Below are 26,445 nucleotides of genomic sequence, written 5' to 3'. Positions count from 1 at the left end.
AAGGGGGAGGAGACAGTAAAATGTATCCGATCTATTATCCATATGCCCCATACTATCAGGCGGGTTATGGTTATTTTCCTTATATTCCGAGAAGATATCCGGAGGAACCGGCCTATCCACCAGTGGATTCCACTATGTTTTCTGATTCTGCTGCAGCTATGGAAAAATTACTGGATGAGGCCAGCCTTGTCCTGCATCGTCTTGCGGAATCCGAAACATTCGCTCATGACGTGATGGAGGCTGCCCAGGTTAATGATATGGAAAAAGTCGATGCTCTTTTGAAATCGACGGGCATCCATTCCGGTGTTGAAACGAAAGTGAATCCCGATGGTATCAATCTGCAGCTTTCCTCTGCAGTAGAAGGAATTGAGTGCTGTCATTTGACGATTGCACTCAGGTGGAGGGTTTGACTCAGAGAGGGGCCAGGTTGTACGGCTGGTTCCTCTAAGCTTGATAAAATCTATTAGAAAAATTTGAAACTTTTCTCCAGGAAACTCGTATAACATATGGACAAGCATTTGTAACATGGTAGAATTTAATAGAGTACATATAAGGGAGTAATTCATATGAAGCTCTGGCTTAGAAAAGTCTCTGTCGTATTAGTTGCAATTCTTACCCTTGGTTTATATATACCGCCGACATATGCGGATGCGGAGACTCCTGCGAAAAAAGAGGTAGCATCTCCGAAAGAAAAAGAAGATACCTACATATCGACTGAAGCAGTCATTCCTGAGGAAGAAATATCCCTTGAGCCAACGTCAAATGATTACTTGATCGATGTTTTGACTGAGCGTGCCAAGGAGCAGGCGGTTACAAAGCTTGGACCTAAAATCGCAACTAAAGTGGAAGATGAATTTGCTGCAGTTATCCTGCCTGGAATTGAAGAAGTGATAACAAGCCTTTTAGAAGAAGCAGAAGAGGAAGTACCATATTATGAAATATCAGAGCAGCCGGCGGCAGGATATGGAGAGAAGATTTTCCATCTTTCTGATTACCGGACCAAAGAAGAGATTGCCAGATTTGATGTACGCCGGGAAAAACGTCCAGGTGAAGGATACTGGTTTAATTTTCACTATCATTTAAGTAAGGACGGATTTGAGAAACATCATGAGATTGGTGAGCTTTATTGGGATAAAAATACACCGCCAAAATGGATGGCCTGAACACCTTCTTTTTAGAGGGTGTTTTTTTATTAACCCGAGGATATGATTTCTATATAAATCGTTTAATAAAAGTATTTATCGCCTAATACCAACGAATAAGCAAATGAAAAGCCGAGCTCATAGGCTCGGCTTCATTATTTTTCTTTCACGGCAATCGCTTCAATTTCTACCTTCGCGCCTTTAGGCAGTTTGCTTACTTCCACTGCTGCACGGGCAGGATAAGGCTCACTCAAAAAGCTGGCATATACGTCATTTACAATTGCAAAATCATCCATCGAATCCAGGTAGATGTTCGCTTTTGCGATATGACTGTAATCGAGTCCTGTTTCTTCCAGGATGCCTCCTAGATTTTTCATTACCTGCTCCGCCTGCTCTTTCACATTATCTGAGACGAATTCCTGCGTAGATGGGTCGAGTGGGATCTGACCTGAAATATAGATGACCTCCCCGACATCGACTGCCTGCGAGTATGGGCCGATAGCGGCGGGGGCTTTATCTGTAGCGATTGGTTTGAACATGAATTGTCACTCCTTCTATGTATGATTATTTCTATCCTAACACGAGTAATGAAAATTCGGAATCGATTGACTTTGGTCCTTTAAACTCTTGTAGCAGGAAGAACGAAATGATATTTTCATATACAATAGTGTGTTAGGAAGTGATGGTGTGACAGAAGAAAAACGTACATATAATAATGGCTACACTTCAAAAGATAAACCGTTTTGGATGGCGCTCATCGCACTTGCGGCAGCCTCAATTATGACATTTTCGAACATTTATATGCTGCAGCCAATCCTGCCGATATTCACCAGGGAATTTGATGTCTCGCCGACAGCATCCAGTCTATTAATCTCTCTGACAATCGTTTCCTTAATTATCGGGCTGCTTGTGTTCGGTTTGATGTCGGATCGCTGGGGCAGGGTGAAATTGATGAAAATCACGATGTTTCTATCGATCATCCCATTATTCATCATGCCTTTCCTCGAGTCTTTCGTGCTGCTTTTGGTGTTACGGTTCATTCAGGGGTTTTTTGTTGCTGGATTGCCGGCTGCTGCAATTGCCTATATCGGAGAAGAATTTGAACAGCGCAGCGTACGAATCGGGATTTCCTTTTATATCGCGAGCAACGCTGTCGGCGGCATGTTCGGCAGAGTATTCGTGGGTTATATATCGGAATATGCTTCCTGGCAGATGTCTTTATGGCTGCTGTTCGTGTTAGAGGCGTTATTTTTTATAGCGTTTCTAATAATGCTTCCAGCATCGCGGAATTTTCATACGAGTGAACTTCCTATCAAGGATGACCTGGCGGGCATGTTCATCCATTTGAAAAATAAAAATCTGATTCCCGCATTCTATATGGGGATTGTCATCCAGTTGACTTTCACTGGTGTCTGGACATATCTTCCTTTCTACTTAAGTGACGCACCGTTCTACTTGTCGATCGGTACCATTACATTTGCTTATTTCGCATATGGGCTAGGACTCGTCAGCTCACCGGTTGCCAGTAAACTCTCGCTTTCGTTCGGGATGGGTAAGATAGTAATAACGAGCGTTTTCGTTATGCTGACAGGGATTCTCTTAACTGCGATGCCGGTAGTAGCGCTTATTTATCTAGGAGTCGGTCTAATGTGTCTCGGCTTCTTCGTGGTTCATTCCATGGTAGCAGCATCTGTCAATCAGACCGCAACCCATCACAAGGGCGGCGCCTCCAGTATTTATCTCGTAAGCTATTATATCGGGGTGGCAACAGGCGGAACATTGACTGGATTTCTCTGGGGAGCAATTGGCTGGATCGGAGTTATAGCGCTGGCCGTGCTGCTGATCCCAGGAGTGTTGTGGGGGAGGCAGACCTACTTACGTACCGTTTGAATTTTTAATATAACATCTAGTTTAAATGCTCAGGTAGTAAGCCTGAGCATTTTTGTATTGACCAGATAGCTCCTACTATATATAATTGATATCGAATTTCGTTATTGAAATACGATATTGGGAGGGATAACCAAATGGATAATAAAGTTTTGAGGAAATTATTTTTAGGATTCATTCATATTCATATCCTGCATCATGCCAAAGAAGAAGCCATTTACGGCTCATGGATACTGGAAGAACTTCGGGAGCATGGTTATGATATCAGTCCAGGGACGTTGTATCCGATTCTTCATCATATGGAAGTCGATGGTCTGTTAGATAAAGAAGAGAAAAATGTGAAGGGTAAAATTAGAAAATATTACCGAATCACTACACATGGAGAAACTATTCTCGAAGAGGCCCGTGCAAAGGCGTATGAATTGTTTAAAGAAATCAAGTGATATTAGGAGGGAGACAAAGGATGATGAAAAGACTTCTGGAAATCTTAGCAGTTTCAACTAAACTTGGCCTCACTTCCTTTGGGGGGCCAGTAGCCCATCTGGCTTACTTCAAGGATGAATATATCGACCGCAGGAAATGGCTCGACGATAAAACATATGCCGACATCATTGCCTTGTGTCAGTTTCTGCCGGGGCCGGCAAGCTCACAAGTAGGTATCGCCATCGGCATGTTACGGGGAGGCATTTTAGGGGGCGTCGTCTCCTGGTTTGGTTTCACGGTGCCTTCAATTATAGTATTAATTATTTTTGCCATGATGTATCAGACATTTGCACTGGGAGATGCCGGTTTCATTCACAGTTTGAAAGTGGTGGCAGCAGCAGTAGTGCTTCATGCGTTGATCGGATTAGGGAAAAAGCTGACTCCAGATAAAACCCGAATAGCAATCGCCCTTGTGGCAGCGGCGGTCATGTTATTATATCCATCCGCATGGATGCAGATCTTAATAATCGTAGCAGCTGGATTACTCGGGGTTAGGCTGTTCAAAGACAAAGCAGAACCTAAAGTGCAGACGTTCCATGTGAATATTTCTAAAAAACTTGGCATTACGTCACTTGGCATTCTTGTGTTTACGCTTGTTATGATGCCGGTGTTAACAAAATTAACAGATAATCCACTCTTAAGTATCTTTGATACCTTTTTCCGTGTCGGTTCCTTAGTATTTGGAGGCGGCCATGTCGTACTCCCAATGATTGAGCGGGAAGTTGTACCTCAGGGATGGCTGACAGCGAATGAATTTCTGGCAGGCTATGGTATGGCTCAGGCTGTTCCAGGACCTTTATTCACCTTCTCCAGCTATCTGGGAACGATGATGGAAGGAATAGCTGGTGCCCTCGTAGCAACCATCGGAATTTTCTTACCGTCTTTTTTATTAATCATTGCGGCGTTGCCATTTTTGAATGAATTGCGCAGGAGAAAATCATTCCAGGGCGTACTTATGGGTGTTAATGCCAGTGTCGTAGGAATATTGTTAGCTGCTTTTTATGACCCTGTCCTTAAAAGCTCTATATTTACCGGAGCTGACTTTGCCTTAGGAGCGATTCTTTTTGCACTGTTGAATATATGGAAAGTACCAGCCTGGCTTATTGTGATTTTAGGTGTGATTGGTGGGTATATCTTTAGTTTTATTAGTTTCTGAAAAGCTGCAGATCAACTGCAGCTTTCTTCATTTTTAAATTGCTCAATATTTCACATTTTGTCCATGGTTTTATTCCTGGAAATGATTATAATAAAACTATAACAAGATACCGGAAGGGGTAATCAACATGCCAAACACAACATTTTATGCAACTGTACAACTGCAAGAAGGAATGAAGGTAACCGCAAAGTCAAGAAATTTTGAGGTGACTATAGATGAACCTGTTCAAATGGGTGGCACCGATACAGGGATGAGCCCGGTTGAACTATTACTAAATGCCTTAGGAGCCTGCCAGGCGATTGTCGCACGTGCGTATGCTCGTCATTTTGGAATTGAGTTTGATGGTTTTCGTGTTGAGGTAGCAGGCGACCTTGACACCGATGGTTTCATGCATAAGTCTGATGTTCGTTGCGGATTCAGTGATATCCGCTATACCATTCATATAGATACAGAGGCGCCAAGAGAAAAAGTAGCGGAATTCATCGCTTTTATCGAGAAAACTTGTCCGGTAGGCGATACGCTTGCCAATAAGGTAAAACTGAAGCTGGAGGATTTCGTCATTACTAGTAAAAAACAAGCAACCCCTGTATAACAATACGTATTGAACCAGTGATCTTTATCTGATTGCTGGTTCATTTTTTGAATTTATCCTTCATAGAATGATAGGAGTAAATAATATAATGGAGGGTGTATTCTTGCAATTTTACTATGGTCATCAGATGCCTTTACGTGTCCTTGACGAAGCAGAATTTTGGAAACATCAAGAAGAAGAGCATACCGTAGTGATCCGTGAACTCGTTCCGGATTTAGAAACTCAATATGTACAGGCGTTAGCCCGATGGGAAAAGGATTTTGCTGCTGCGCATCAGCAAGTAGTCCGTTACATTGAAACGGTCAATCGTTCGAAAGGACAAGTTTCCCCGAGATTGTATCAGGACATTTTGCAGCTTATCTCGTTCTGTCTGACCCAAAGCCAGCAATTCATCAACTTTTGCCGCAGCCTGATGGAAGATAGCGCACCAATCAGCAGTAATTCTACGGCTAAAGTCGTCCTGAACCATATTATCGTCGAATCCGAATATTTCATTGGGGTAGCCCAGACCATTTTATATCAATGTTAAAAGCCCTCAAGAGTACATTCTTTTTTACTAAGGATGTACTTTTTTTGTAGTCATGGAAATTATAAAATGATTTCTTTGTTGATAACTTTAGGTGGTGGGTCACTTCCAGCTCCAGCGCCTACCCCCTCGAGGTCTTAAGTCAATCCTCTCTGTGATTAGAAAAACTTGGCTTATCGCCAACGCTTTATGGCGAAAGCCTTAGTTTTACTTATACTTTAAACCTTTTTAAACTTAATTGGTATAAAAGTACAAAAAACGTCACTCCGAGGCTTGTCTTAAGCTTGTCGGGGGTGAGCAAGGCGCTTGCGCTTTTGTTCTTTAACTAGAAGTGGCTTAAAGGGCTCACAAAGTCACAATAATTAAGGTGAACAGGGCAAACACTATTGTTTGACAGGAAATATTCTACGTATTATATTTATCTTGAAATCGAAATAATTATTGAACGTAAATAGATAAGTTTTCAAGGAGGTAACAAGATGAATCACTTGAAAGGTATCCATCACGTAACCGCAATTACCAGCAGTGCTGAAAAGAATTATGATTTTTTCACTTATGTCCTGGGCATGCGGCTGGTGAAAAAGACAGTTAACCAGGACGATATCCGTACCTATCATTTGTTTTTTGCGGATGATAAAGGAAGCCCTGGAACCGATATGACGTTTTTCGATTTTCCTGGCATCCCGAAAGGCACCCATGGGACGAATGAGATTTCCAAAACATCTTTCCGCGTACCAGATGACACAGCATTAGATTACTGGGTTAAGCGGTTTGATCGTTTGGAAGTGAAGCATGAAGGGGTCAAGGAACAGTTCGGCAAGAAGGTGCTTCCATTTGTGGACTTTGATGATCAGCAATACCAATTGGTTTCGGATGAAAATGATCGTGGCGTTCATCCCGGTACACCATGGCAGGATGGGCCAATTCCATTAGAATACGCCATTACGGGCCTTGGACCGCTGTTTGTCCGTGTTGACAATATCGATTACTTCAAAAAAGTGATGGAACAAGTGCTCCTATTTAAAGAGATTGATCAGGACGGCGCTTTTCATTTATTCGAAGTGGGAGAAGGCGGCAATGGGGGACAAGTGGTTGTCGAATATAACCCTGTACTGCCACCGGCGCGCCAAGGATACGGAACAGTCCATCACGCTGCCTTCCGGGTCGAAGATCGCTCGGTATTGGATGAATGGCAGCAGCGGATGGAAAGCTTTAATTTCAGGACTTCCGGTTATGTGAACCGTCACTTTTTCGAATCGTTGTATAGTAATGTCGCTCCCCAAATTCTGTTTGAATTTGCGACGGACGGACCTGGATTCATGGGGGACGAACCTTACGAAACACTAGGGGAGAAATTATCCCTGCCGCCATTCCTGGAACCGAAACGGGAAGCAATTGAGGCTAGAGTACGACCAATCGATACAGTGAGAAGCACCAAAGCTATTGAAAAAGAATATGAGTGACTGAAGACGCCTTCTAGAAATAAGAAGGCGTCTTTTTGCAGGAATTAAGCGGAAAAAAGCGAATTTAATAGTAAGCTATTAAAAAAATAATAGGGAGATGGTGTAGTTGAGCAAGAGCAAGTGCCCGAAATGCAGCGGAACTAAACTTGTGGAAGGTACAGATTACACACATGTAAGGCCTTTAGGGAAACCAATGAGTATGGGATCCAATAAGATTTACACATTCTGTGAGAATTGCGGAGAGATTGTGTCCATCCGCATCGAGTACCCACATAAAATTGGCTGATAGCACGTCATCTTGTTCAACACAATAGAAATGGAGGTGAAGCTTTTTTATACCCTGCCGAAGCAGGAGCCACCAGCACGCTTTAGTTGCATGAAAAAAAGGAAAACAACTAACATAGAGGTAAACAACGGGGGATTTGTATGGGGATTTTGCTGTACATAGTTTCTATATTTATTTTTTATTTGGTCATTAAAGCTGCTGTACGTGATGGAATTAATAGTTCCCGAATTGGTGAGCGGCTGGAGAAAGAAGAGGAAACAAGGAGGGCCAGCAAAAAGGGGTTTCTCCAGGACGATTTAGATAATTAATTTAAACAACCACAACTAGAAATTAGAGAGCAGAGGTGTTTTTTAAATGCAAATTTATACAGAAAGAAGATTGGATGTCCGTTCTTATCAACAGGATGATATGGATTTTTTGGCAGATATGCTGGCTGACCCTCAGATGGTCCGATATATTGGTGAGGGCACACCAAAGAATAAAGATGAGGCGAAAGAGTTTTTACAATGGATCTACCGTACATATGAACACGGGGAGGATATGGGGTTCAAGATGCTCGTCCGAACGGAAGATAATGTACCTGTCGGACATGCCGGATTAGTTCCACGCGAACTCGATGGTCAGCAGGAAATTGAAATCGGTTACTGGATTGCCCGGGAATATTGGGGCAAAGGTTATGCTACGGAAGCAGCCAAGGCTTTCCTTGATTACGGCCACTATCAGTTGGGGATCAAGCGGTTCATTGCCATCATTCAGCCTGGTAATATGGCTTCTCGGCAGGTTGCCCAGAAAATCGGCATGCAGCTTGAAAAGCGGATGGTTCTGGCCGGCCAGGAAGTATATGTTTACGCGAAAAATTAGAAAAGTAAGTGTGAAGCAGGTGAAGGGCAGTGCATTCAGAAGTCAATGAGCTGAAAGATTTTTTAATCGATAAGGTGAAAGGGCGGCGTTTTATAATAGGAATTGACGGGTTAAGCCGTTCTGGAAAAACTACCTTTACGGAGGAATTAGAGAAAAGGCTTGAAACAGAGAATATCCCTTTTCGTACCTTCCATATCGATGACCATATCGTAACACGAGAGAACCGGTATGATACGGGTCAGGAAGAATGGTATGAATATTATCATCTTCAGTGGGATGTAGAGGGTTTGCGCGTGAAATTATTTGATAAACTCAAGTATGCTTCTGAGGTGGCCTTGCCTTATTATGATAAGGGATCAGATACACACCAATTCCACACCATCACTCTTCCGGAAAATTGTCTCTTGATAATAGAAGGGATATTCCTTCAACGCAAAGAGTGGAAACATTTTTTTGATTATATCGTGTATCTGGATTGTCCGCGCGAGAAACGGTTCCTCCGGGAGAAAGAGGAAATAAGAGCAAATATTTCGAAGTTTATCAATCGCTATTGGAAGGCTGAAGAATATTACCTGGACAGCGAACAGCCGATAAAGAGTGCCGATATGGTGGTAGAAAGCAATTAGGATAATAGTTTTGATCAGTATTTTTCACAAAAAGATTATAACTTTCCAAATAAAAGAGCGTTTGGATCAACCCAAACGCTCTTTTTATCTTTATGACAGTTTTTTTACCCGGGCGTTTTGTAAACTATCCTTTCGTGGTAAGACGGGGATCATAACCCCAAGCAAGGCGATTGCTGCACAAGCCAGGAGCATTGGAGTAAAGCCTGATAATGCCATTCCAGTTACCGATAAAAAAATAATGATGTCGAAACCGGAATCCAGAATCGATAATAGTGATATGGTCGTCGCTCTTACCTTCGATGGGATGATGTCATTGGAAAGCTGGGAATAGACAGGATATCTGATGGCATTAACAATTTTAAGGACTAGTAACACTCCGAGGACTACCCATAAAAAAGTGTGAAACAAAGCTGCTGCCGTCAGTCCTGCTACTGCGAGCATTCCTGTTAAGAACAAAAGGCTTACCCGATTGATTCTCGCCGTCATCCAGCCGATCATATTAGAAGCGACAAAGCCACCTAAAGAACTGACCGCATAGACAATACCGATTAAATATACCGGCAGACCAGCATCCACCAACAGTTTCTGATCGAATTGTTCAAAGATGGCTGCTGCCGGGATGAATACAAGGGAAACATTCATGAACATCCAAAGCACTTCCGGGTTTTTCTTTATGGCCTGGAAACCTTCCGATAACTGGGAGTATACATGGTCGTTATAGTTTCCTTGCTGAGGCGGGTTTTTAATGAATAAAAGTAAAGCAAATTCCACCGACATGAACCCGACCCCGAGTAGTATTAAGCGTTGGAATTGTTCATTCGTCAAATCTTTTGCTAAAAAGGCCCCAATGATAACGACAAGGATGGAGATTAGGAAAGTGGCAGATCCGATCCGCCCCATCGCTTTATCCATCAGGTGCTGTTCATTGGATAATACGAGGGATTCATAAATCAATGCCTCATCAGCACCGCTGAAGAACGTAGCGGCCAGTCCGGTTAAGGCGCTGCTGATAAAAAATATCCAAGGATCGTAAGCAAAAAGCAATAACGCATGACTGGCGATTCCCAGTAAAGATCCGGCTAAAAAAGAAGTTTTTGCTCCAAAGCGATCAGCGAAGATGCCTGTAGGAATTTCCCCAACTAGAACTCCGATACTGAAAAAAGTCATCACAAGAAGGATTTGAGCTTCATCTAACCCACGCGCAAAATAGAACAAGGTCAATACCGGAGCGATAAACCGAATGCTCCCGAAAATTTTAGCTAAAAATAGAAATTTAATATTGTGAGCTGCTAATGTATTTTTCTTCATAGGCTCCTCCTGAGGCTAATTTGATATAGGCTTGCAGGAGGTAAAGCAGCTATTCTTTACTAGTTTGCTTTCCCTCCTGTTAAATGATGAGATGTTTCATTAAGTGTTTTTTGCATAGTAAATGACCTCCTATTATTTGTAACTTTAATTGTACGATAAGTTCAATGTGAATAGTATGCTTTTCATTGATAAAAATTTTGTTTAAAGAAGGAGACGGTATGACTGGAAGAGAAGTATGGTTATGGAATAAAAAATGAAAAGGGGGAAAAGGATTATGTTTGAGCGATTAGATACGATATGTTTGAGTGTCACCAATCTAGACCAATCCAGTGCCTGGTATCAAAAAGTATTGGGATTAGACTTAGTATTTAAGGGCGAGGGTTATCGAGTTTTTGCCATTGGGGAGAGCGAAGTGCCATTAACGATTGAAGAAGGACATCCAGGTCAAGGAAAGAAAACGACTTATCCGATATTTTTCACGAAAGATATTAACCAGACCTATGAAAAATTATTAAAAAGTGATGTAAAGGTAAGTGAGATTGAAGCCGATGGGACAAATCGTTATTTTGATTTTTATGACTTGGACAATAATAGGCTGCAAGTCTGTTTCTGGAAATAGTTGAAGGGACGAAGGAAAATGAAGCGATTAATGGTAATTGGTGTTTCAGCAGGTGTGGGAAAGTCCACCTTTGCAAGCGAACTCGGGGAAATTTTGCAGATAGATGTCTATCATTTAGATGCGTTTTACTGGAAGCCTAATTGGATCGAAGCACCATTCGAAGAATTTGAGGAAGCACAGAGGAGAATTTCTGAACGGCATACATGGATAATAGAAGGGAATTATAGTAAGACATTTGGTGTGCGAGAAGATCGTGCGGATACTATTATTTATTTAGAGCTTCCGCGTTATATCTGTCTTTATCGGGCACTGAAGAGATGGGTGACGAACCTTGGAAAGACAAGGCCTGATATTGGAGCAGGCTGCAAAGAAAAAATGGAGTGGAAATTTGTGAGATACATAGTTACTACCTATAAAGATCGCAAAAGAAAGATGTATATACGGCTTGAGCACTGGCAAGCTTCAGGTAAAGAGGTGATTGTATTAAAAAGTAAACAAGAGATAAGATCTTACCTCCAGGATTTAAAAATTGAACAAAACCAACCCAATAAACAGTTATCTTGACGGTGCTATCCCAGCATCGTTTTTAGTTTGGGAACAATCAATGTTCGAAATAACTCTTTACTTTCCAATGTAAATTGTATTTGATATAGGTGTTCAACTTTGCCGCTAAGAGCTTTGCATCCTGGTAATCTTCAAAAACCTTATCTGTATGATCAAGTGGATTTTTTAATGTCTCGTTTTGTTGTGCAGTATTTCTAACAAGTTTATACATCTATTCACTCCCCTTTTCTAACATATGTTCAATCTTTGTATAAAATAAGTATAACCTATTAAAATGAAAAAGCAAATGGAAGAGCTTTAAACCCGGTCTCTTTTTCCAGAACAATATTTCATATTGAAAATGAAGAAAATTAAAGGTACAATGACGTAATCTTTTATTTCAGAAAAAGGGGGGGGGGAAGCATGTGAGGCAGGAAAGAGCAGTGCAAATGATTGTTGACAGCTTAAAGAGGGATTCTGCTGTTCAGAGTGTTTTTCTGAAAGGTTCGATGGGCCGGCAAGAGCATGATGAACATTCTGATATCGATTTATACTGTATGGTTAAGGAAGAAGAGGAAAAGTCGTTTCTTTCCCGGCGTTTGGACCACCTTACTTCCTATAGGGAAATCATTTTTTATGATGATATTTTTATTATTGCGCCACAGATAATAGCTGTTTACGACGACTGGCTGCATATCGATTTGTTTACGGTGACAGAAGAAAGTTTTCAGAACAAAGATTATTTCACTGTATTATATGACCCGGAGAATACTATGAAGTATTTTGAAGCAGATCAGCATCTGTCTTTACCAAAAGAAGAATTCCATGACCATGTCCTTGATGTGGCCTGGTTTCTCTTTCAATATAAAAAAGCCTCCGAGCGGGGGAATGATACGTGGGCCGTTGAAATGTTGAGGCAGGTGATGAGACACCTTTCCTATGTGGTCTTACATAGATATGTACCGGGCAGGGCAATGTTGGGGCTGAAGGCTTTACCAAAGTCTTTACCTGCTAAAACATACCAGGAGATTAAAGATATCTATGAATATATGACTCCTTCTTCGCATCGTACTGCCGCGAAGAAAATTGCTTGTTTATTGAATAAAGAACGAAGCGAGATTGAAACAATCATAAAGGAAGAAAAACAAACAGTTGACTTTCTGAATCGAATGGTTGATGCTTTTCACGAGTGAAAGAACGCCTTAAACGTTTCTACTCTCAGGCCAAAAGATAGAAAAGGAGTTGTTCCTATCTCAGACTATACGAAGGATATTAGAAAATTAATTGGGACCCGCCCATTGATACTACCGGGGTCTACCATTCTCGTTTTCAATGATGCGGAAGAACTGCTTCTTCAGCATCGTTCCGATACGAAAGAATGGGGGCTCCCGGGAGGCAATATGGAACCCGGTGAGAGTTTACAAGAAGCCGCCGAACGGGAGTTGTTTGAAGAGACCGGCTTAAAAGCCGAATCGTTACGATTCCTGTCTGTATTGTCTGGTGAGGAATATTATTTCCAATATCCGAATGGCGATGAAGTCTATAATGTGATCGGTGTATACCAGGCGGTCGAACCATATGGGAAACTAACGATGGATGATGGGGAGAGCTTGGATCTACAGTATTTTTCTACAACAGCTTTGCCCAAAAATATGGATGATCGGGCGCGCAAAATCATAGAACGGACTATATTACGAGACAGCTGAAAGGAGAAATAGATGAAGCCTGATGATGCAGCTTACCAATTTATTAAGGCTCATTACCCTGATTGTCAGGGTGCTTTATTAGCCGGGAGTGTCGTCCGTGGTGAAGCTACCGAAACATCTGATTTAGATATTGTCATTTTTGATCAGAAAATATCCGCTTCTTATCGCCAGTCCTTCCTTGAATTTGGCTGGCCGGTTGAAGTTTTTGTACATAACATGATATCCTATAAAGATTTTTTTAAGAGTGATTGCGAGCGGGCAAGGCCTTCCATGCCGCGAATGGTTTCAGAAGGTATCATTCTTAAGGATAATGAAATCATCCATGGTATCAAACAAGAAGCAAATGCTTTGTTGGATAAGGGGCCAGAAACTTGGAGTGAGGAAACCATCACAACGAAGCGCTACTTTCTTACGGATACACTCGAGGATTTCATCGGTGCTTCAGACCGGGGGGAAGCATTGTTCATTGCTAATGAGTTGGCGTCATTGGCGAGTGAATTCGTTTTACGCACGAACAACCAGTGGATCGGTAATTCGAAATGGACAGTAAGGGCCCTGAAAAATTACGATGAAACTTTCGCCGGAGAATTCATCCAGGCTTTCGACAAGTTTTATACAACTGGTGTGAAAGTGGATATCCTATGCATAGTCGACAGCATTTTAGCGCCATTCGGAGGACGTTTATTCGAAGGATTCACTATAGGGAAACATAAATGATCATTTTATAATTACACGCCTAACTGCTGGTAGGCGTTTTTTTTATTGACAAAAAATATTGTGTTAATCTTCTGAATTTGAAATAATTGGATAGAACTTTTCTTTCATAGAAATTTATACTGCTTTTAGAAAGAAGGAGAAAGATGGACGTTCGTATAGAAACAGCAACCTTGGATGATGCTTCTGCTATTTATGAAATCCAGGTTGAGGCCTTTACCCCGTTATTAGAAAAATATAAGGATTATGATACCAATCCTGCAAATGAGCCCCTCGAACGAGTGGTGTCCAGAATAAACAACCCAGATGGCGATTTCCATAAAGTTTTATATGAAAACGTACTGATAGGTGCTATATATGTGTTCTGGAAAGAAGAAGAGTATTGGATCAGCCCGATGTTCATTTTGCCAGCTTATCAAGGAAAAGGTATTGCTCAACAGGCTCTTCATGCAGTCGAGCATTTATATCCGGATGCGGATAGCTGGGAGTTGGCGACCATATTGGAAGAAGAACGGAATTGTTACTTTTATGAAAAAGCAGGCTACCAAAAGACAGGAATCATCGAAAGGTTGAATCAGTATACAACCATAGTCTTTTATAAAAAAACGGTGGATAACCAAATGAGGAGTAAATAACTTATCATGATAGAACTAGTTGGAGACAAGATTACATTGACTGAAGCAACAACCAGACACATCGACGAGTTGTATTATTGGAAATTCGAGGAGAAAGAACAAGCAGCTAAAAAGTGGAACGGTCCCTATATACCAGAACTGGAAATGACGATGGATGAGTATAGAGAAAGCTGGGAAATGAACTACTTCATCACAGGCCAAGTGCCTAACACACTTGTCATTTTAGCCGGTAACAAATTGATTGGAACGGTCGGCTCCTATTGGATTGATAAACATACCGACTGGCTGGAGACTGGTATCGTCATTTATGACAAACGTTACTGGAATGGCGGTTATGGAACCGAAGCATACAAACGCTGGATCAGTTATTTGTTTCAGGCTACGGACATTCACCGGCTTGGTATGTCTACATGGTCCGGGAACAGCAGGATGATAAAAGTTGCCGAAAAGGCTGGTATGAAAGAGGAAGCAAGAATCAGGCAGGCACGTATGGTTGATGGAACTCATTATGATGCGATTAAGATGGGGATTCTGAGAATAGAATGGGAGTCTCTTTTTAGAAGCTAGGAGGGTTCTATCAGGTTGATAGCTGGTACCTTTGTTTATAATCCTGTGTATGACAAACATAAAAGACATCAATCCAGGATCAGTTGAACCTATTATAGGGGGAGTTAGGATGGGAAGAAGTGATTGGGACAGGCTGATGGAAGAAGCAGGTAGTAAAAATGACTTTTCAGGTGTCATCTACATGAAGAAAGAGAATGAAATAGTGGGAGAAGCGGCTTATGGCTATGCGAACCGATCCGAAAAGCTTCCTAATACTATTCACACACGATTTGGCATAGCCTCTGGCTGCAAGCTGTTTACCGCAATTGGTATTTGCCAATTAGTCGAGAAAGGACTCCTGTCTTTTCAATCCAAATTGCATGACTGCCTGGATATAGATTTTCCGCATTTTGATAGAAACATAACCATTCATCATCTATTGTCACATACATCAGGAATTCCAGATTATTACGATGAAGAGCTTATGGATGACTTTGAAGCTTTATGGCAAGAACGACCCGTGTACACCATGAGGTCCTCACGTGATTTTCTTCCTTTATTTAAGAATAACCAAATGAAATTCAACCCTGGAGAAAAATTTCACTATAACAATGCTGGCTTTATTTTATTGGGATTAGTGATTGAGGAACAGACAGGTAAAAAATTTACTGACTTTATAGAAACGGAAGTCTTTCAGCAATGTGGCATGAAAGATTCCGGCTATTTTCCCATGGATCACCTTCCTTCTAATACTGCATTAGGATACATAGATGATGAAAAAGGAGAAACATGGCGGACAAACATTTATTCCATCCCTGCTATCGGTGGGGCTGATGGAGGTGCCTTCAGCACAGCTCCCGATATGATTAAACTCTGGGAAGCACTTTTCAGCTATCAATTGGTGAATAGAGAAATCACTCAAATGCTGCTGACTCCCCAAGTATGTGTAAAGGACGATGTTCATTATGGATATGGATTATGGATTAATATGAAGAAGGAGGATATTTTTAAATATCATGTGATGGGGTACGATCCTGGAGTAAGCTTTCATTCTGCTGTTTATCCAGCTTTGGATATAAAAATGGCTATTACTTCCAACGAGGAAACAGGCCCATACGATATTATGAAAACGATAGAAGACCATTTCTAATAGATAGGTTCTGCTATACGTTGTTGTTGATATTTCAAAAAAAGGATTATTCAACAATAGGGCCGAATTGTGGAAGACTCAGTTTCAAAATTGTAAGGGTTCGTTACCATAAAAGAGTCAGGGCTGGCTGGGAAACTACTCGCTTTCCTGTGGGGGAACTGGCGAGCTTCCTCGGGCTGTTGCCCTGTGGGATCTCGCCTAGATCCTTCTCCCACGGGATTCTCGCAGTTTCCCATCCATCCCATCCGAAGGATGGAGAAACGCCCCCCGCATAGCTGAAGAAGTCTTCCGCGATCACCGAATAATATGGCTTGAGGTTGAGGGTTAAATCCTGAATTTATAAGTAATTCTCCTTTTGTTGAAGGACTGTATATTAATGTTTCCGTTTCTCTCATACACGGAAGGAGGTACGGGAAATTGCGAGACTCCGATGGGAGAATAGTACATGGTGAGATCCCGCAGGGCTTTAGCACGAGGAAGCTCACCGTACCCCCATGGAAAGCGAGTGATTTCCCGGCCCTCCTAACCGTTACTACCGTAACGGAAACAACAACTATCGAAACTGAGTCTTCCATTAAAGGGAGCTATAATTGTAAAATCGCTCCTGATTTTTACCAGAGCCAATAGATAAAGGAGAGGTTCTTTGCGCAAAGTTTATACAATTATTTTTATCATGGTTATTGCCGTCATTAGTTCCAGCTGTGAACAGACTACGAGCAAACAGGCAACGATCTCTAAGGCAGAGGATTCTAAATATGCGGCGACATTTGAAGAGTTGAGTATGGGTATGTTATGGAGTTTTGAATTCTATTTACCCAATACAGATAAACGATGGGTAAATGTGTGGGTAGAAAGGTACCAAGATGGAGAAAAGGATCCTGACCCAGTCACGCAATTGTCCTACGGAATGAGCCCGAATGAAGTGGATGAGGGTAATCTTGGACTTGCGATAATAAGCCCTGAGCTAAAGCAGCCCTCAATTTTCTTATATGCCCCTGGGGTAACGCAATCAGCCAAAAGAATGGAAGAAGGTTTCAATGAAAACTTAGCAAGTGCGTGGGGGTATGGGCTAGGGGATGAAAAATTGGAGCTGGAACTAGGTGAAACGGTGACGCTTGGAGGATACAGGCAAGCTTCCACAAAGGATTCTATTAAAGTCCAGGACTTTTCCAGTGAAGCATCGATCGAAGAAATGATTGATAAGGATCATCTCGTTCTTTTGCTTAAAATGAAAATAGAAGAGAAAACAGATTTAGAAGAATGAGGCAGCGAGGTGCTGCCTCTTTTATTTACTTTAAAAAAACATAAAACTTTATTAAAGGGTTAATGTATAAGAAAAGACTAAGGCTTTCGCCATAAGTACTTTGCGACAATCCAAGTTTTTTTAATTGGAAAGAGAATGAGTGAAAAATAAAACTTTGGCGGGGCAACCCAACACAAGTTCGCCAAGCATTATAGCATGTCTTCGAGCTCCGTGTCCGTATACTGGGCGATCAGTACGACCGCCGTTTCATCCTCGTTATTCTTCACATAGTGAGGGACGGAAGCATTCCAACTGAAAGAGTCTCCTTCTCCCAGGGTGTAACAATCCTCTCCCTGTTGTGCATAAATCTTCCCACTTAATACGAGGTGGACCTCTTCTCCATTGTGGGCATGGCCTTCTGCTGTAGAGGCTCCAGGAGGAATTTCCACCCGTTTCATTTTAAGTCCGCCTTTAGAGGTTAAATGCTCGACCTTCAATTGATCTTTATTATGAGTCGTCACTCGGCGCTCATCTTTTCTAACTACGTTCATACGCTGATTTTTTTCTAATAACAGGTAGGGAAGCGGTATTTCTAAGAAATTAGCCACTGTCTGCAATGTAGAAATCGAAGGGGATGTATTGTTATTTTCCATATTGCTGATAAATCCTTTCGACAGTCCAGTTCCCTCACTCATTTTGGCGATCGTAATCTTTTTTCTTTGCCTGATTGTTCGAATAGTGGATCCTATATCCATGTTCATTCACTCCGGTTGTTTTCTTTTATGAAACATATATCTATATTAACAAAAAAACAGTTGACATTCCAGAGGGCTCGTTGTTAATATATATGTAACTAATATTCATATTAGGAAACAAAACAGTGAAGGGGAGGTGAAGTAACGATATGATGCCGTCTTATTTTGTAGCGCATGGGGCACCGTTACTTGCCCTTGAAGATAATCAGTACACAAGTTATTTGAAAGGATTAGGGGAAGCATTGCCGAGGCCGAAAGCGATTGTACTTTTCTCAGCTCATTGGGAATCAGGGGTTCAGCAGGTAGGCGATGTAGAAGAATACCGTACTATTTATGATTTTGGAGGGTTTTCGGAAGCTTTATATCAAATTGAATATCCTGCCAAAGGATCTCCAGATGTAGTAAAAAAAATAAAGGAAGCTTTTGCACAGCAGGAGATACCTTATGAGGTTGATAAAACAAGAGGATTGGATCATGGGGCCTGGGTGGTTCTGCGTATGATTTATCCAGCAGCAGATGTGCCGGTGGTTTCTATGTCGGTCAATCCCCATTTGACCCCACAGCAGCAATATGAAATTGGGAAGGCTCTGGCTCCCTTAAGAAAAGAGGATGTATTGATTATAGGAAGTGGAGGCACTGTCCATAATCTTGGAGTTGTAAAGCTGCATCAGGACAACGGACAGACAGATGCCTGGGCAGTGGAGTTTGATGACTGGCTGGAAGAGCAAATGACCAAGTGGAATCTTGAATCCTTATATAATTATAAAAAAGAGGCTCCTGCCGTTGATTTAGCAGTCCCTCCTTATGGAAATGAGCATTTTATTCCGATTTTTTATGCGATGGGAGCGGCCGATGAGGAAAGAAGCGCTAAATTAACTCATAGAAGCTACCGATATGGAAACCTAAGTCACAGCGTCTGGCAGTTTGGGAAATGATAAAAAATTACATTGGGGGAAAATAATGATGAATAATAAATATGCATGGAGTCAAGTGATATTACGTGTTGTATTAGGGCTTACCTTCTTTATCCATGGTCTTGTTAAGTTCCAAGATGGAATAGGTAATACGGCTGGCTGGTTCGATAGTATCGGATTACCTGGATTTCTCGCGTATGCGGTAGCCTTGCTTGAATTAGCTGGCGGGCTGGCAGTATTGTTGGGATTAGGAACAAGAGTCATTTCAGGCCTGTTTGTGGTCTTAATGGCAGGCGCAATTTTGAAAGTGAAGCTTGCAGCAGGATTCATGGGAAATGGCCAAGGAGCAGGCTATGAGCTTGATTTAGTGTTGCTCGCCATGTCACTTTACTTCCTGATTAATGGAAGCAAAAGCTTTGCGCTGGATCAGGTAATATTCAACTCCAATGAGGGAGATAGTGAAACATACCGTTCTGCTTAAAAACAAAACAAAGCCTGGCACTCATTTAATTGATGCCAGGCTTTGTTAAATTCTACACGGTAATACGTTCAGGGTGTGAATATACGTTGAAGGAGCCGCCACGAATGAATCCGACAGCCGTGATATTCAAGTCATATGCTAAATCAATCGCTAAATCAGTTGGCGCTGATTTAGATAATACGATTCCAACCCCAATCTTCGCCGCCTTCGTCAGGACCTCCGAAGAAATCCTCCCGCTGAAAACAAGCACCTTATCCCGCACGGAAATTTGATTCAACAGACAATGCCCATATAGTTTATCCAGTGCATTGTGTCTGCCAATATCCGCACGTCCAACAATCATTTCATCTCCAGTACAGATTGCCGCATTATGAACACCTCCGGTACCTTTGAAGACATGACTGGTTGCCTGCATCATATCCATTAGTTTAATGCATTGGTCAGCAGTTATCGTTGTTTTTGAGGTGGAGGTTTTGGTGGTCTGGACATCATTTTGAAAATAAAATTGTCTGCTTTTTCCGCAGCAGGAACCGATAAACCGTTTGGAAAAATCACGCTGGGTATTGATTTTGCCTTCAATGTCAATGTAAGCAAAGCCTTGCTCTTCATCAATTTGAAAATTTTTGATTTCACGTCGGAAACGGATGACACCTTCAGAAGCCAGAAATCCGATTACCATTTCTTCCAGGTGGGCTGGCGTACAGACCATCGTTGCAAATTCTTCTTCATTTATATAAATTGTCAGTGGAAACTCAGTGACAATATCATCTTCCAATTGTGAAAATTCTCCCTGATCAAATCTTGTTATTGTTCTCCGGACGATTTTTTGATCTCTCATCTTAATCACCTCACTTTGGAACCGCTTATAAAAATCTCGTTATTAAAATATACCGACTCATCTAAATAAAATACAAGCAATAAGAATCACTGTATGTAAAATTTATAGTAAGGCTGGTCTAGATGCAGGGTTTAGGTTAATCCGTTGAATTTTCGATGTGTAAGGAATTCCTGCTGAATACGTGGATATGTATACAAGCGAGGAGGAACACGAATGAGTGTTCTTTCAAGAAGGAGTGGAAGGATTATCAGAAAGAGCACAGGGACCGGAATCAATACCAAAGAAAAGCCTGGTACGAATGAAAGGGCCGGAGTTATGCGGCCCCGGCCCTCTTATTCCATCATTAAATTAGTTAGTAGAGTCAGCTAGTTTTACTAGGACATGTGCCATATGCTTCCGTTCGTCTTCGTCGGCAAACTTCCAAAGTTCATTAAGCAATTTTTCTTCGCGGTTTCTTGGATCTTCGTTTTTAGCAAGGTAATCACCCACACGCTTGGCGCCTTTCGTAAGTCCCTCTTCGCCAAGTCCAAGTTTTTCACCTTTATTAACCTGGTCACCTAAATAATCCTTGAAGTTCTGGAAATTCTGCATGATGTCGTCTTTTTTATCTTCACTCATATTAGCTGCTGCGTCACGAGGATCTTTCACTATATCAAGCTCCTTTTCCATGTAATGGTAGACAATACCACTTTCCAGCAAAGTTGAAACATTTGCATTATTCGAAAGGAGCAGCAGATTTACATAAGAAAATAATTATCTTAAAGTAAGACTATAACTATTGAAAAGAATAAAGGTGAAACCATGGATATCCGACATTTGAAGTATTTTATAGAAGTATCACGGTTCAGCAGTTTTACACGAGCTGCTGATCATTTATTTGTTACACAGCCGACAATCAGTAAAATGATAAAAAACCTGGAAGAGGAACTTGGCGTTGAACTGTTCGATCGCTCCAGAAAACAGCTGGTGCTAACCGATGCAGGACGAGTAATACTGGATCAGGCTCAAACCATTGATAAAGCGTTTGACAACCTGCAGACAGAACTGGATGATTTGATTGGTTTACAGAAGGGACACATTAGAATCGGACTGCCGCCAATCATGGATGCCGATCAATTTATCCGTATCCTGGGAGAGTTTCACCAGCTTTATCCTAATATCACTTTTCAGTTAATAGAGAACGGAACAAGAAAAATTGAGGAAGATATCATTAACGATAATCTTGATGTGGGAATTGCAGTACTGCCGACCGAGGAAGAAGAGTTCCACCATTTTTCTTTTATGAAGGAAGAGTTGCGGGTGGTCGTGCCGCCATCACATAAACTCGCTTCCAGGAAGCAAATTAAACTGGAAGAATTGAGTGATGAATCATTTATTCTCTTCAATAAGGATTTTGCGCTGAATGAACGTATCAGATCGGCTTGTAAGGAAGCAGGATTTCTCCCTCAGGTGGTCTCAGAAAGTTCGCAATGGGATTTCATCGGAAAAATGATTACAGCGGATTTAGGTATCTCTATTTTGCCCTACAGTGTGTCAAAGCTGTTGAAAGAAGACGTCCGTATTATTAAAGTTGTAAAACCTGTAATTGAGTGGGATCTGGCTATTATTTGGAGAAAAAATCATTATTTATCTTTTGCCACAAAAGAATGGCTCAAGTTCACTCAAGAGCGCCTGATGGAAGACACCTCTGAATAAGAGGTGTTTTTTTAGGGTTATTGTGACATTAACTATTGCTTTAGCGCATGGATGAAAGCATTTGCATAGATTTTATCTATCCAATTCATGATAAATATCCATTTCACTTATAGGAGACACAGGCTTAGACTTGGATTATCAAACGTTTGAGAAATACCACATCACAGAAAGGGTTATGAAGTATGACCGAAACAAAGAGTCCAAAAGAGAGCCTGGTTGTGAATACCGATCAAGTGATGATCAACGATTTAAATAATTACAATACACTGTTTGGCGGTGTATTGATGAAAAAATTGGATAATAACGCTACGTTATCGGCACGTCGGCATGCACGGGCAAAAGAATGTGTGACCGCTTCGACGGATTCAATCGACTTCCTGCATCCGATACACCAGACAGATTCGGTGTGTGTGGAATCTTATGTTTCCTACACTGGCAACAAGTCGATGGAAATATTCTGCAAAGTCATTGCCGAAGATATGATTACCGGGGAACGGAAGATGGCAGCGACTGCTTTTCTCACCTTTGTAGCATTGGATGAGAACAAAAAACCGATCAAAGTGCCAGAGATTGTTCCCGAATCGGAAGAGGAAAAGTTTTTATATGAATCCGGAAAAGAACGTGCGGAACGACGGAGAAAACGTAAAGAACACAGTAAAGAACTGACACGGATGATCGGCTTAGAGAAACCATGGGAAAAAGGGGTGGAAGTATAATGGCATACATGCTGGCTGGATTGAATGATTTGTATGAGGCGAAGGAAGATTTAGAGGTATTGAAAGAGGAGTACCCGGAGTTATGCGAACAGCTGGTTCATGTAGTCAGCCTTACAAGACAGATGCAGTTGAAGTATGGATATATGGGATCCTTGTTAAGAGATGAAGACCTACCTGAATATGAGCCGAAGTATTTGAGAGGGTCTATTCTTCATCTTTACCAGCAAGAGGTGAACAAACTGAAAGAAAACCCTTATATAGAAGAGTTAATAGAAATCATGAGGAAGTATAAAAGTATCAGCGATTCCAAGTTGTTTTTACTGACACTTGGTGCCAAGCCCGAGCTGCTTCAAGGTTCTACTATTATAAAATAAAGAGTGAAAAATCCAGCAGAATGCGATCTGCTGGATTTTTTATTCTTTTTTGTAGAAATTGGAAGGGAACCAGCGGGAAATGTCTAATGTTATTAAAGAACAGAGGAGGATGCAATTATGGAATATAACATTGTAACACTTCCTGGATATCGTGGAGTTGGCTTGAAATGGGAAGGGGCTTATGCTGAAGTCAGTACATTGAAAGAAACCATTTACCATATGAAAGACAGGGCTAAAGAGCTCGAGGAAGCTGTTGATCGCAACCTTCAACTGGGATTGTCCTATCATCTCAGACCTGATGGATTCACCCATTATTCTGTCTATGAAGTCAATAAAAGTCAGCAAATTCCTAAAGGTATGATTGAAATAATTATACCTGAACTTACTTATTTACATGTCTATCATGAACGGGGTAGGGACATTGGAGAAACATACACGCAAATTTATAGGTGGTTCAAAGAAATCAGCTATATACCTTATAAGGATGAACGTAAATATTACGACGAGCTTCCTGTTAAGCATGAACGCTATCCAGCTGATCGTGATTTAAGCGATCCTCATTTTGATATCTTAATACCTGTGGTAAAAAGATGACAGGTTAGGGATGGATGTATACGCCTGTTCCGATAGGGATCGTGCGAGCCAGTTCTTCGACATCCTTGTTATACATTCGGATACAGCCACGAGAGACTGCTTTTCCAATGGAGCTTGGATCGTTGGTGCCATGGATGCCATAATGTTGTTTTGAAAGACTCATCCACATAGTGCCGTATGGTCCTCCCGGATTTGGGGCTTTATTGATGACTACATAATTTCCTATGGGAGTACCATGAAGTATCCTGCCTACCGCAATTGGATATTGCTTTTGCAAAACACCATTCCTTAGTAAGCGAAGCGTTCGGTTATTGAGGGAAATATCAATGCTATAAGGAATGGAGGCCGGGTTAGGTAAGCCGGGGATATTAATCGCTTGGCCAGGATAGATGAGGTCAGGGGTGATGGTGGGATTAGCCTGAATGATTTGAGCCAATGGCTTCCGGTAATCACGGGAAATCTGTGTCAGTGTTTCGCCTGGTTTGACAGTATGGATCATAGGTTGCCACCTCCGTGATACTTTCTTCTATATTATGTGTATCACTGTGGTTGGTGAGTATGTAACTTGAAATGCAGGTTTATGAGACAATTTATTATTATACGAGACAATCTATATCCTATGAGAGGAAAAAGAGGAAGTAAGAGAGACAATATTAAAATTATATTAGACACTTTCGAGAATAAGAGAGACAAATTTTAAAAAAAGAGAGAAATAGCAGCTGGATAGGAGACAAATCAATGACGTGTCATGCCAGCGAGTATCAAGGGGGACGAAGCGTTATGAACAATGTATGGAATACCGTTTATATGATTTTATTAGGAATCGTTGCATTTTTCACAGGAGAAATTGTAACGTTCATTATGCTCGGGTTTGTACTGGTCACGTTGAATAACATACATACCACACTGAAAAACATCTATAAAGTGACTGCAGATAAAGCAGCTCGTAAATATTGGGAGATGGATTGAAATCGCTCTCATGGTAAAATAGACAGCAAAGAGATTTTACATCAGGAGCGTGGATGAATGCTTGATATATTAAAAGATTACAGGGATGGAATATTAGAGACGATTTTCGGTAATGTCAATCATAGTATTGTCGTCGTGGACCGCAATGGTTTTGTTTCTTATATGAATGATAGTTATTGTGATTTTCTCGAAGTAGATAAAGAGGGTGTCCGCGGGAAGCATGTAACCGATGTGATTGAGAATACCAGGATGCACATCGTTGCGGAAACAGGAAAAGAAGAACTTGCGGACCTGCAGTATATCCGCGGTAATTATATGATCGCTCATCGGATTCCGCTCCGTGCAGATGGAGAAGTGGTCGGTGCACTCGGTATGGTGTTATTCCGTGATACGGAGGAATGGCTGAAGCTGAACAGTCATATCAAAGATTTGTTCCTGGAGCTGGAAACGTACCGTAATCAAATGAAAAAACTGAACGGAGTTTCTTATTCTCTTCATGATATCATCAGCAATTCTTCGGAGATGCACATATTAAAAGATAAAATTAAAAAAGTGGCTCCAGGGGATGTGTCTGTGCTGCTGCGTGGGGAGAGCGGGACAGGAAAGGAATTGTTTGCGCACAGTATCCATCACTTGAGTGAACGTAACACAAAGCCATTCATCAAGGTCAACTGTGCTGCAATTCCAGCTGACCTTCTCGAGTCAGAGCTGTTCGGCTACCAGGAAGGTGCTTTTACTGGTGCCAAGAAAGGCGGCAAGCCAGGAAAGTTCCAGATGGCAGACGGCGGAACACTTTTCCTCGATGAAATTGGGGATATGCCTCTCCAGGCCCAGGTGAAAATTCTTCGCGTCCTGCAGGAAGGAGAAGTCGAAGCAATCGGCTCGGTTAATCCGCAGAAAGTTGATGTACGGATTATTGCTGCGACTAACCAGCCACTCGAGGAGTTAATAGCACAGCAGAAGTTCCGGGAAGATTTATTTTACCGAATTAATGTTGTCCAGATTGATATTCCACCGCTTCGGAAACGACCGGAGGACCTCCGGGTACTGGCAAAATATTTACTGGAAAAGGTGACCGAGCGGATCGGAAAGCGGGTCGTCGATTTTGAACCGCACGTGTATGACTGCTTCCTTGAGTATCACTGGCCGGGAAATGTCCGCGAGCTGGAAAATGTCATCGAGGCAGCTGTCCACCTGACGAGCAATGAAATGGTTGAATTGGATGATCTGCCGGATCACATTAAGCCGGACGCACTGTTAGTGGATGAGGATCGAAGCTTGAAGGCGATTATGGAAACGGCAGAACGCCAGGCGATTGAACGGACATTAAAAAAAGTTCATGGAGACAAAGGGAAAGCGGCGGTAATGCTTGGCATCGGAAAATCAAGCCTGTATGACAAAGCGAAAAAGTATAACCTATAAGCCATTCCGAAAATTCGGAAAAACCATTCCGCGATTCTGGAATGGTTTCTTTTTTGTTGTGCGAGAAAGGGTTTTCATCATTATGATGATAGGATTACAGTTAACTTTCCAAAAATCCGTAATTCAATTGTTAGCGCTTTCAAGTGAATCCCCCTTCATTATTGAATTTCTACTCATAATAAAAGTTGGCACGCTTCTTGC

The 26,445-nt window shown here is 41.6% G+C and carries 34 protein-coding genes; 28 read left to right on the top strand and 6 right to left on the bottom strand.

Annotated features, from left to right (window positions below; genetic code table 11):
* Positions 1-20 precede the first annotated feature (20 nt).
* Positions 21-410, top strand: a complete 390-nt coding sequence (locus tag ACGTNI_RS12850) for a YuzC family spore coat inner layer protein (protein WP_394462994.1) — start codon at positions 21-23, stop codon at positions 408-410.
* Between the two features lie 156 nt (positions 411-566).
* Complete coding sequence (locus tag ACGTNI_RS12845; protein ID WP_394462992.1) at positions 567-1,163, top strand: YpjP family protein; 597 nt, start codon at positions 567-569, stop codon at positions 1,161-1,163.
* A gap of 134 nt (positions 1,164-1,297) precedes the next feature.
* Here ACGTNI_RS12845 and ACGTNI_RS12840 read toward each other — a convergent pair whose 3' ends face one another.
* Positions 1,298-1,681 (bottom strand): RidA family protein, encoded by a 384-nt coding sequence (locus ACGTNI_RS12840; protein ID WP_394462990.1) that lies wholly within the window; start codon positions 1,679-1,681, stop codon positions 1,298-1,300.
* A gap of 148 nt (positions 1,682-1,829) precedes the next feature.
* On the opposite strand from ACGTNI_RS12840, the gene ACGTNI_RS12835 reads away from it, so the two are divergent.
* The 9 genes from ACGTNI_RS12835 (at position 1,830) to ACGTNI_RS12795 (ending at position 9,022) form a co-directional block, all read left to right on the top strand.
* Positions 1,830-3,032, top strand: coding sequence for an MFS transporter (locus ACGTNI_RS12835; protein WP_394462988.1), 1,203 nt, complete (start codon positions 1,830-1,832; stop codon positions 3,030-3,032).
* A 134-nt stretch (positions 3,033-3,166) separates the two neighbouring features.
* Complete coding sequence (locus ACGTNI_RS12830; RefSeq protein ID WP_394462986.1) at positions 3,167-3,472, top strand: PadR family transcriptional regulator; 306 nt, start codon at positions 3,167-3,169, stop codon at positions 3,470-3,472.
* A gap of 23 nt (positions 3,473-3,495) precedes the next feature.
* Positions 3,496-4,668, top strand: a complete 1,173-nt coding sequence (gene chrA / locus ACGTNI_RS12825) for a chromate efflux transporter (protein ID WP_394463096.1) — start codon at positions 3,496-3,498, stop codon at positions 4,666-4,668.
* 127 nt (positions 4,669-4,795) lie between these two features.
* On the top strand, positions 4,796-5,260 hold the full coding sequence (locus ACGTNI_RS12820) for an OsmC family protein (protein WP_394462984.1): 465 nt from the start codon (positions 4,796-4,798) through the stop codon (positions 5,258-5,260).
* A gap of 103 nt (positions 5,261-5,363) precedes the next feature.
* Positions 5,364-5,789: a DUF2935 domain-containing protein gene (locus tag ACGTNI_RS12815; RefSeq protein WP_394462982.1), complete on the top strand. Its 426-nt coding sequence runs from the start codon at positions 5,364-5,366 to the stop codon at positions 5,787-5,789.
* A 476-nt stretch (positions 5,790-6,265) separates the two neighbouring features.
* Positions 6,266-7,249: a ring-cleaving dioxygenase gene (locus ACGTNI_RS12810; RefSeq protein WP_394462980.1), complete on the top strand. Its 984-nt coding sequence runs from the start codon at positions 6,266-6,268 to the stop codon at positions 7,247-7,249.
* A 426-nt stretch (positions 7,250-7,675) separates the two neighbouring features.
* Entirely contained in the window at positions 7,676-7,843 is a 168-nt protein-coding gene (locus tag ACGTNI_RS12805; protein WP_394462978.1) for a hypothetical protein, read from the top strand.
* A 46-nt stretch (positions 7,844-7,889) separates the two neighbouring features.
* Positions 7,890-8,396: a GNAT family N-acetyltransferase gene (locus tag ACGTNI_RS12800; RefSeq protein WP_085505325.1), complete on the top strand. Its 507-nt coding sequence runs from the start codon at positions 7,890-7,892 to the stop codon at positions 8,394-8,396.
* Between the two features lie 29 nt (positions 8,397-8,425).
* On the top strand, positions 8,426-9,022 hold the full coding sequence (locus tag ACGTNI_RS12795; RefSeq protein WP_394462976.1) for a kinase: 597 nt from the start codon (positions 8,426-8,428) through the stop codon (positions 9,020-9,022).
* A 90-nt stretch (positions 9,023-9,112) separates the two neighbouring features.
* Here ACGTNI_RS12795 and ACGTNI_RS12790 read toward each other — a convergent pair whose 3' ends face one another.
* Positions 9,113-10,330: an MFS transporter gene (locus tag ACGTNI_RS12790; RefSeq protein WP_394462974.1), complete on the bottom strand. Its 1,218-nt coding sequence runs from the start codon at positions 10,328-10,330 to the stop codon at positions 9,113-9,115.
* 274 nt (positions 10,331-10,604) lie between these two features.
* Here ACGTNI_RS12790 and ACGTNI_RS12785 point away from each other — a divergent pair, with 274 nt between their 5' ends.
* From ACGTNI_RS12785 to ACGTNI_RS12745, 9 genes are all read left to right on the top strand, one after another.
* The gene (locus ACGTNI_RS12785; RefSeq protein ID WP_394462972.1) at positions 10,605-10,949 is read left to right on the top strand and encodes a VOC family protein; all 345 of its coding nucleotides are present in this window, start codon (positions 10,605-10,607) and stop codon (positions 10,947-10,949) included.
* An 18-nt stretch (positions 10,950-10,967) separates the two neighbouring features.
* On the top strand, positions 10,968-11,513 hold the full coding sequence (locus tag ACGTNI_RS12780; protein ID WP_394462970.1) for a P-loop NTPase family protein: 546 nt from the start codon (positions 10,968-10,970) through the stop codon (positions 11,511-11,513).
* A 404-nt stretch (positions 11,514-11,917) separates the two neighbouring features.
* Entirely contained in the window at positions 11,918-12,685 is a 768-nt protein-coding gene (locus ACGTNI_RS12775; RefSeq protein ID WP_394462968.1) for a nucleotidyltransferase domain-containing protein, read from the top strand.
* 57 nt (positions 12,686-12,742) lie between these two features.
* A complete protein-coding gene (locus ACGTNI_RS12770) occupies positions 12,743-13,198 on the top strand; it encodes an NUDIX hydrolase (protein ID WP_394463094.1) in 456 nt (151 codons plus the stop codon).
* Between the two features lie 12 nt (positions 13,199-13,210).
* Positions 13,211-13,915 carry a nucleotidyltransferase domain-containing protein gene (locus tag ACGTNI_RS12765; RefSeq protein ID WP_394462966.1) on the top strand — a complete coding sequence of 235 codons (705 nt, stop codon included), beginning with the start codon at positions 13,211-13,213 and terminating at the stop codon, positions 13,913-13,915.
* 143 nt (positions 13,916-14,058) lie between these two features.
* Positions 14,059-14,547 (top strand): GNAT family N-acetyltransferase, encoded by a 489-nt coding sequence (locus tag ACGTNI_RS12760; RefSeq protein ID WP_394462964.1) that lies wholly within the window; start codon positions 14,059-14,061, stop codon positions 14,545-14,547.
* Positions 14,548-14,553: 6 nt separating this feature from the next.
* Positions 14,554-15,114, top strand: a complete 561-nt coding sequence (locus tag ACGTNI_RS12755; protein WP_394462962.1) for a GNAT family N-acetyltransferase — start codon at positions 14,554-14,556, stop codon at positions 15,112-15,114.
* Positions 15,115-15,223: 109 nt separating this feature from the next.
* Complete coding sequence (locus tag ACGTNI_RS12750; RefSeq protein WP_394462960.1) at positions 15,224-16,243, top strand: serine hydrolase domain-containing protein; 1,020 nt, start codon at positions 15,224-15,226, stop codon at positions 16,241-16,243.
* 643 nt (positions 16,244-16,886) lie between these two features.
* Complete coding sequence (locus ACGTNI_RS12745; protein ID WP_394462958.1) at positions 16,887-17,507, top strand: hypothetical protein; 621 nt, start codon at positions 16,887-16,889, stop codon at positions 17,505-17,507.
* Positions 17,508-17,695: 188 nt separating this feature from the next.
* Here the strand turns inward: ACGTNI_RS12745 and ACGTNI_RS12740 are convergent, their stop codons facing one another.
* Positions 17,696-18,241, bottom strand: coding sequence for a helix-turn-helix domain-containing protein (locus tag ACGTNI_RS12740; RefSeq protein WP_394462956.1), 546 nt, complete (start codon positions 18,239-18,241; stop codon positions 17,696-17,698).
* A gap of 149 nt (positions 18,242-18,390) precedes the next feature.
* Between ACGTNI_RS12740 and ACGTNI_RS12735 the strand changes: the two genes are divergently transcribed.
* Both ACGTNI_RS12735 and ACGTNI_RS12730 read left to right on the top strand, forming a co-directional pair.
* The gene (locus ACGTNI_RS12735; protein ID WP_394462954.1) at positions 18,391-19,176 is read left to right on the top strand and encodes a dioxygenase family protein; all 786 of its coding nucleotides are present in this window, start codon (positions 18,391-18,393) and stop codon (positions 19,174-19,176) included.
* A 28-nt stretch (positions 19,177-19,204) separates the two neighbouring features.
* A complete protein-coding gene (locus ACGTNI_RS12730; protein WP_394462952.1) occupies positions 19,205-19,636 on the top strand; it encodes a DoxX family protein in 432 nt (143 codons plus the stop codon).
* A gap of 52 nt (positions 19,637-19,688) precedes the next feature.
* Here ACGTNI_RS12730 and fdhD read toward each other — a convergent pair whose 3' ends face one another.
* Together fdhD and ACGTNI_RS12720 are read right to left on the bottom strand one after the other, a co-directional pair.
* Positions 19,689-20,474: a formate dehydrogenase accessory sulfurtransferase FdhD gene (gene fdhD, locus ACGTNI_RS12725; RefSeq protein WP_394462950.1), complete on the bottom strand. Its 786-nt coding sequence runs from the start codon at positions 20,472-20,474 to the stop codon at positions 19,689-19,691.
* 348 nt (positions 20,475-20,822) lie between these two features.
* Positions 20,823-21,122 carry a DUF3243 domain-containing protein gene (locus ACGTNI_RS12720; protein ID WP_394462948.1) on the bottom strand — a complete coding sequence of 100 codons (300 nt, stop codon included), beginning with the start codon at positions 21,120-21,122 and terminating at the stop codon, positions 20,823-20,825.
* 153 nt (positions 21,123-21,275) lie between these two features.
* Here ACGTNI_RS12720 and cidR point away from each other — a divergent pair, with 153 nt between their 5' ends.
* The 4 genes from cidR (at position 21,276) to ACGTNI_RS12700 (ending at position 23,853) form a co-directional block, all read left to right on the top strand.
* Positions 21,276-22,169, top strand: a complete 894-nt coding sequence (gene cidR, locus ACGTNI_RS12715; RefSeq protein ID WP_394462946.1) for a cidABC operon transcriptional activator CidR — start codon at positions 21,276-21,278, stop codon at positions 22,167-22,169.
* Between the two features lie 182 nt (positions 22,170-22,351).
* Positions 22,352-22,885, top strand: a complete 534-nt coding sequence (locus tag ACGTNI_RS12710; protein ID WP_394462944.1) for an acyl-CoA thioesterase — start codon at positions 22,352-22,354, stop codon at positions 22,883-22,885.
* A complete protein-coding gene (locus ACGTNI_RS12705) occupies positions 22,885-23,259 on the top strand; it encodes a hypothetical protein (protein ID WP_394462942.1) in 375 nt (124 codons plus the stop codon). The genes ACGTNI_RS12710 and ACGTNI_RS12705 overlap by 1 nt, the downstream gene beginning before the upstream one ends.
* A 117-nt stretch (positions 23,260-23,376) precedes the next feature.
* The gene (locus ACGTNI_RS12700; RefSeq protein ID WP_394462940.1) at positions 23,377-23,853 is read left to right on the top strand and encodes a GyrI-like domain-containing protein; all 477 of its coding nucleotides are present in this window, start codon (positions 23,377-23,379) and stop codon (positions 23,851-23,853) included.
* A gap of 4 nt (positions 23,854-23,857) precedes the next feature.
* Here ACGTNI_RS12700 and ACGTNI_RS12695 read toward each other — a convergent pair whose 3' ends face one another.
* Positions 23,858-24,352, bottom strand: a complete 495-nt coding sequence (locus tag ACGTNI_RS12695; RefSeq protein WP_394462938.1) for a L,D-transpeptidase family protein — start codon at positions 24,350-24,352, stop codon at positions 23,858-23,860.
* A gap of 281 nt (positions 24,353-24,633) precedes the next feature.
* Here ACGTNI_RS12695 and ACGTNI_RS12690 point away from each other — a divergent pair, with 281 nt between their 5' ends.
* Positions 24,634-24,822: a hypothetical protein gene (locus ACGTNI_RS12690; RefSeq protein WP_394462936.1), complete on the top strand. Its 189-nt coding sequence runs from the start codon at positions 24,634-24,636 to the stop codon at positions 24,820-24,822.
* A 57-nt stretch (positions 24,823-24,879) separates the two neighbouring features.
* A complete protein-coding gene (locus ACGTNI_RS12685; RefSeq protein WP_394462934.1) occupies positions 24,880-26,244 on the top strand; it encodes a sigma-54 interaction domain-containing protein in 1,365 nt (454 codons plus the stop codon).
* Positions 26,245-26,445: the final 201 nt, after the last annotated feature.

The sequence above is a fragment of the Thalassobacillus sp. B23F22_16 genome (assembly GCF_043496955.1).
Classification (GTDB): Bacteria; Bacillota; Bacilli; order Bacillales; family Halobacillaceae; genus Thalassobacillus; species Thalassobacillus devorans_A.
Note: the sequence above shows the minus strand (reverse complement) of the source record. Positions and strands in the feature narration are given on the sequence as shown.

Coding starts and splice junctions, on each gene's coding strand:
- ACGTNI_RS12850 (WP_394462994.1), top strand. CDS start 21: ATGTATCCGATCTATTATCCATATGCCCCATACTATCAGGCGGGTTAT.
- ACGTNI_RS12845 (WP_394462992.1), top strand. CDS start 567: ATGAAGCTCTGGCTTAGAAAAGTCTCTGTCGTATTAGTTGCAATTCTT.
- ACGTNI_RS12840 (WP_394462990.1), bottom strand. CDS start 1,681: ATGTTCAAACCAATCGCTACAGATAAAGCCCCCGCCGCTATCGGCCCA.
- ACGTNI_RS12830 (WP_394462986.1), top strand. CDS start 3,167: ATGGATAATAAAGTTTTGAGGAAATTATTTTTAGGATTCATTCATATT.
- chrA (WP_394463096.1), top strand. CDS start 3,496: ATGAAAAGACTTCTGGAAATCTTAGCAGTTTCAACTAAACTTGGCCTC.
- ACGTNI_RS12820 (WP_394462984.1), top strand. CDS start 4,796: ATGCCAAACACAACATTTTATGCAACTGTACAACTGCAAGAAGGAATG.
- ACGTNI_RS12810 (WP_394462980.1), top strand. CDS start 6,266: ATGAATCACTTGAAAGGTATCCATCACGTAACCGCAATTACCAGCAGT.
- ACGTNI_RS12805 (WP_394462978.1), top strand. CDS start 7,676: ATGGGGATTTTGCTGTACATAGTTTCTATATTTATTTTTTATTTGGTC.
- ACGTNI_RS12800 (WP_085505325.1), top strand. CDS start 7,890: ATGCAAATTTATACAGAAAGAAGATTGGATGTCCGTTCTTATCAACAG.
- ACGTNI_RS12790 (WP_394462974.1), bottom strand. CDS start 10,330: ATGAAGAAAAATACATTAGCAGCTCACAATATTAAATTTCTATTTTTA.
- ACGTNI_RS12785 (WP_394462972.1), top strand. CDS start 10,605: ATGTTTGAGCGATTAGATACGATATGTTTGAGTGTCACCAATCTAGAC.
- ACGTNI_RS12780 (WP_394462970.1), top strand. CDS start 10,968: ATGAAGCGATTAATGGTAATTGGTGTTTCAGCAGGTGTGGGAAAGTCC.
- ACGTNI_RS12765 (WP_394462966.1), top strand. CDS start 13,211: ATGAAGCCTGATGATGCAGCTTACCAATTTATTAAGGCTCATTACCCT.
- ACGTNI_RS12760 (WP_394462964.1), top strand. CDS start 14,059: ATGGACGTTCGTATAGAAACAGCAACCTTGGATGATGCTTCTGCTATT.
- ACGTNI_RS12755 (WP_394462962.1), top strand. CDS start 14,554: ATGATAGAACTAGTTGGAGACAAGATTACATTGACTGAAGCAACAACC.
- ACGTNI_RS12750 (WP_394462960.1), top strand. CDS start 15,224: ATGGGAAGAAGTGATTGGGACAGGCTGATGGAAGAAGCAGGTAGTAAA.
- ACGTNI_RS12740 (WP_394462956.1), bottom strand. CDS start 18,241: ATGGATATAGGATCCACTATTCGAACAATCAGGCAAAGAAAAAAGATT.
- ACGTNI_RS12735 (WP_394462954.1), top strand. CDS start 18,391: ATGATGCCGTCTTATTTTGTAGCGCATGGGGCACCGTTACTTGCCCTT.
- ACGTNI_RS12730 (WP_394462952.1), top strand. CDS start 19,205: ATGAATAATAAATATGCATGGAGTCAAGTGATATTACGTGTTGTATTA.
- fdhD (WP_394462950.1), bottom strand. CDS start 20,474: ATGAGAGATCAAAAAATCGTCCGGAGAACAATAACAAGATTTGATCAG.
- cidR (WP_394462946.1), top strand. CDS start 21,276: ATGGATATCCGACATTTGAAGTATTTTATAGAAGTATCACGGTTCAGC.
- ACGTNI_RS12710 (WP_394462944.1), top strand. CDS start 22,352: ATGACCGAAACAAAGAGTCCAAAAGAGAGCCTGGTTGTGAATACCGAT.
- ACGTNI_RS12705 (WP_394462942.1), top strand. CDS start 22,885: ATGGCATACATGCTGGCTGGATTGAATGATTTGTATGAGGCGAAGGAA.
- ACGTNI_RS12700 (WP_394462940.1), top strand. CDS start 23,377: ATGGAATATAACATTGTAACACTTCCTGGATATCGTGGAGTTGGCTTG.
- ACGTNI_RS12695 (WP_394462938.1), bottom strand. CDS start 24,352: ATGATCCATACTGTCAAACCAGGCGAAACACTGACACAGATTTCCCGT.
- ACGTNI_RS12690 (WP_394462936.1), top strand. CDS start 24,634: ATGAACAATGTATGGAATACCGTTTATATGATTTTATTAGGAATCGTT.
- ACGTNI_RS12685 (WP_394462934.1), top strand. CDS start 24,880: ATGCTTGATATATTAAAAGATTACAGGGATGGAATATTAGAGACGATT.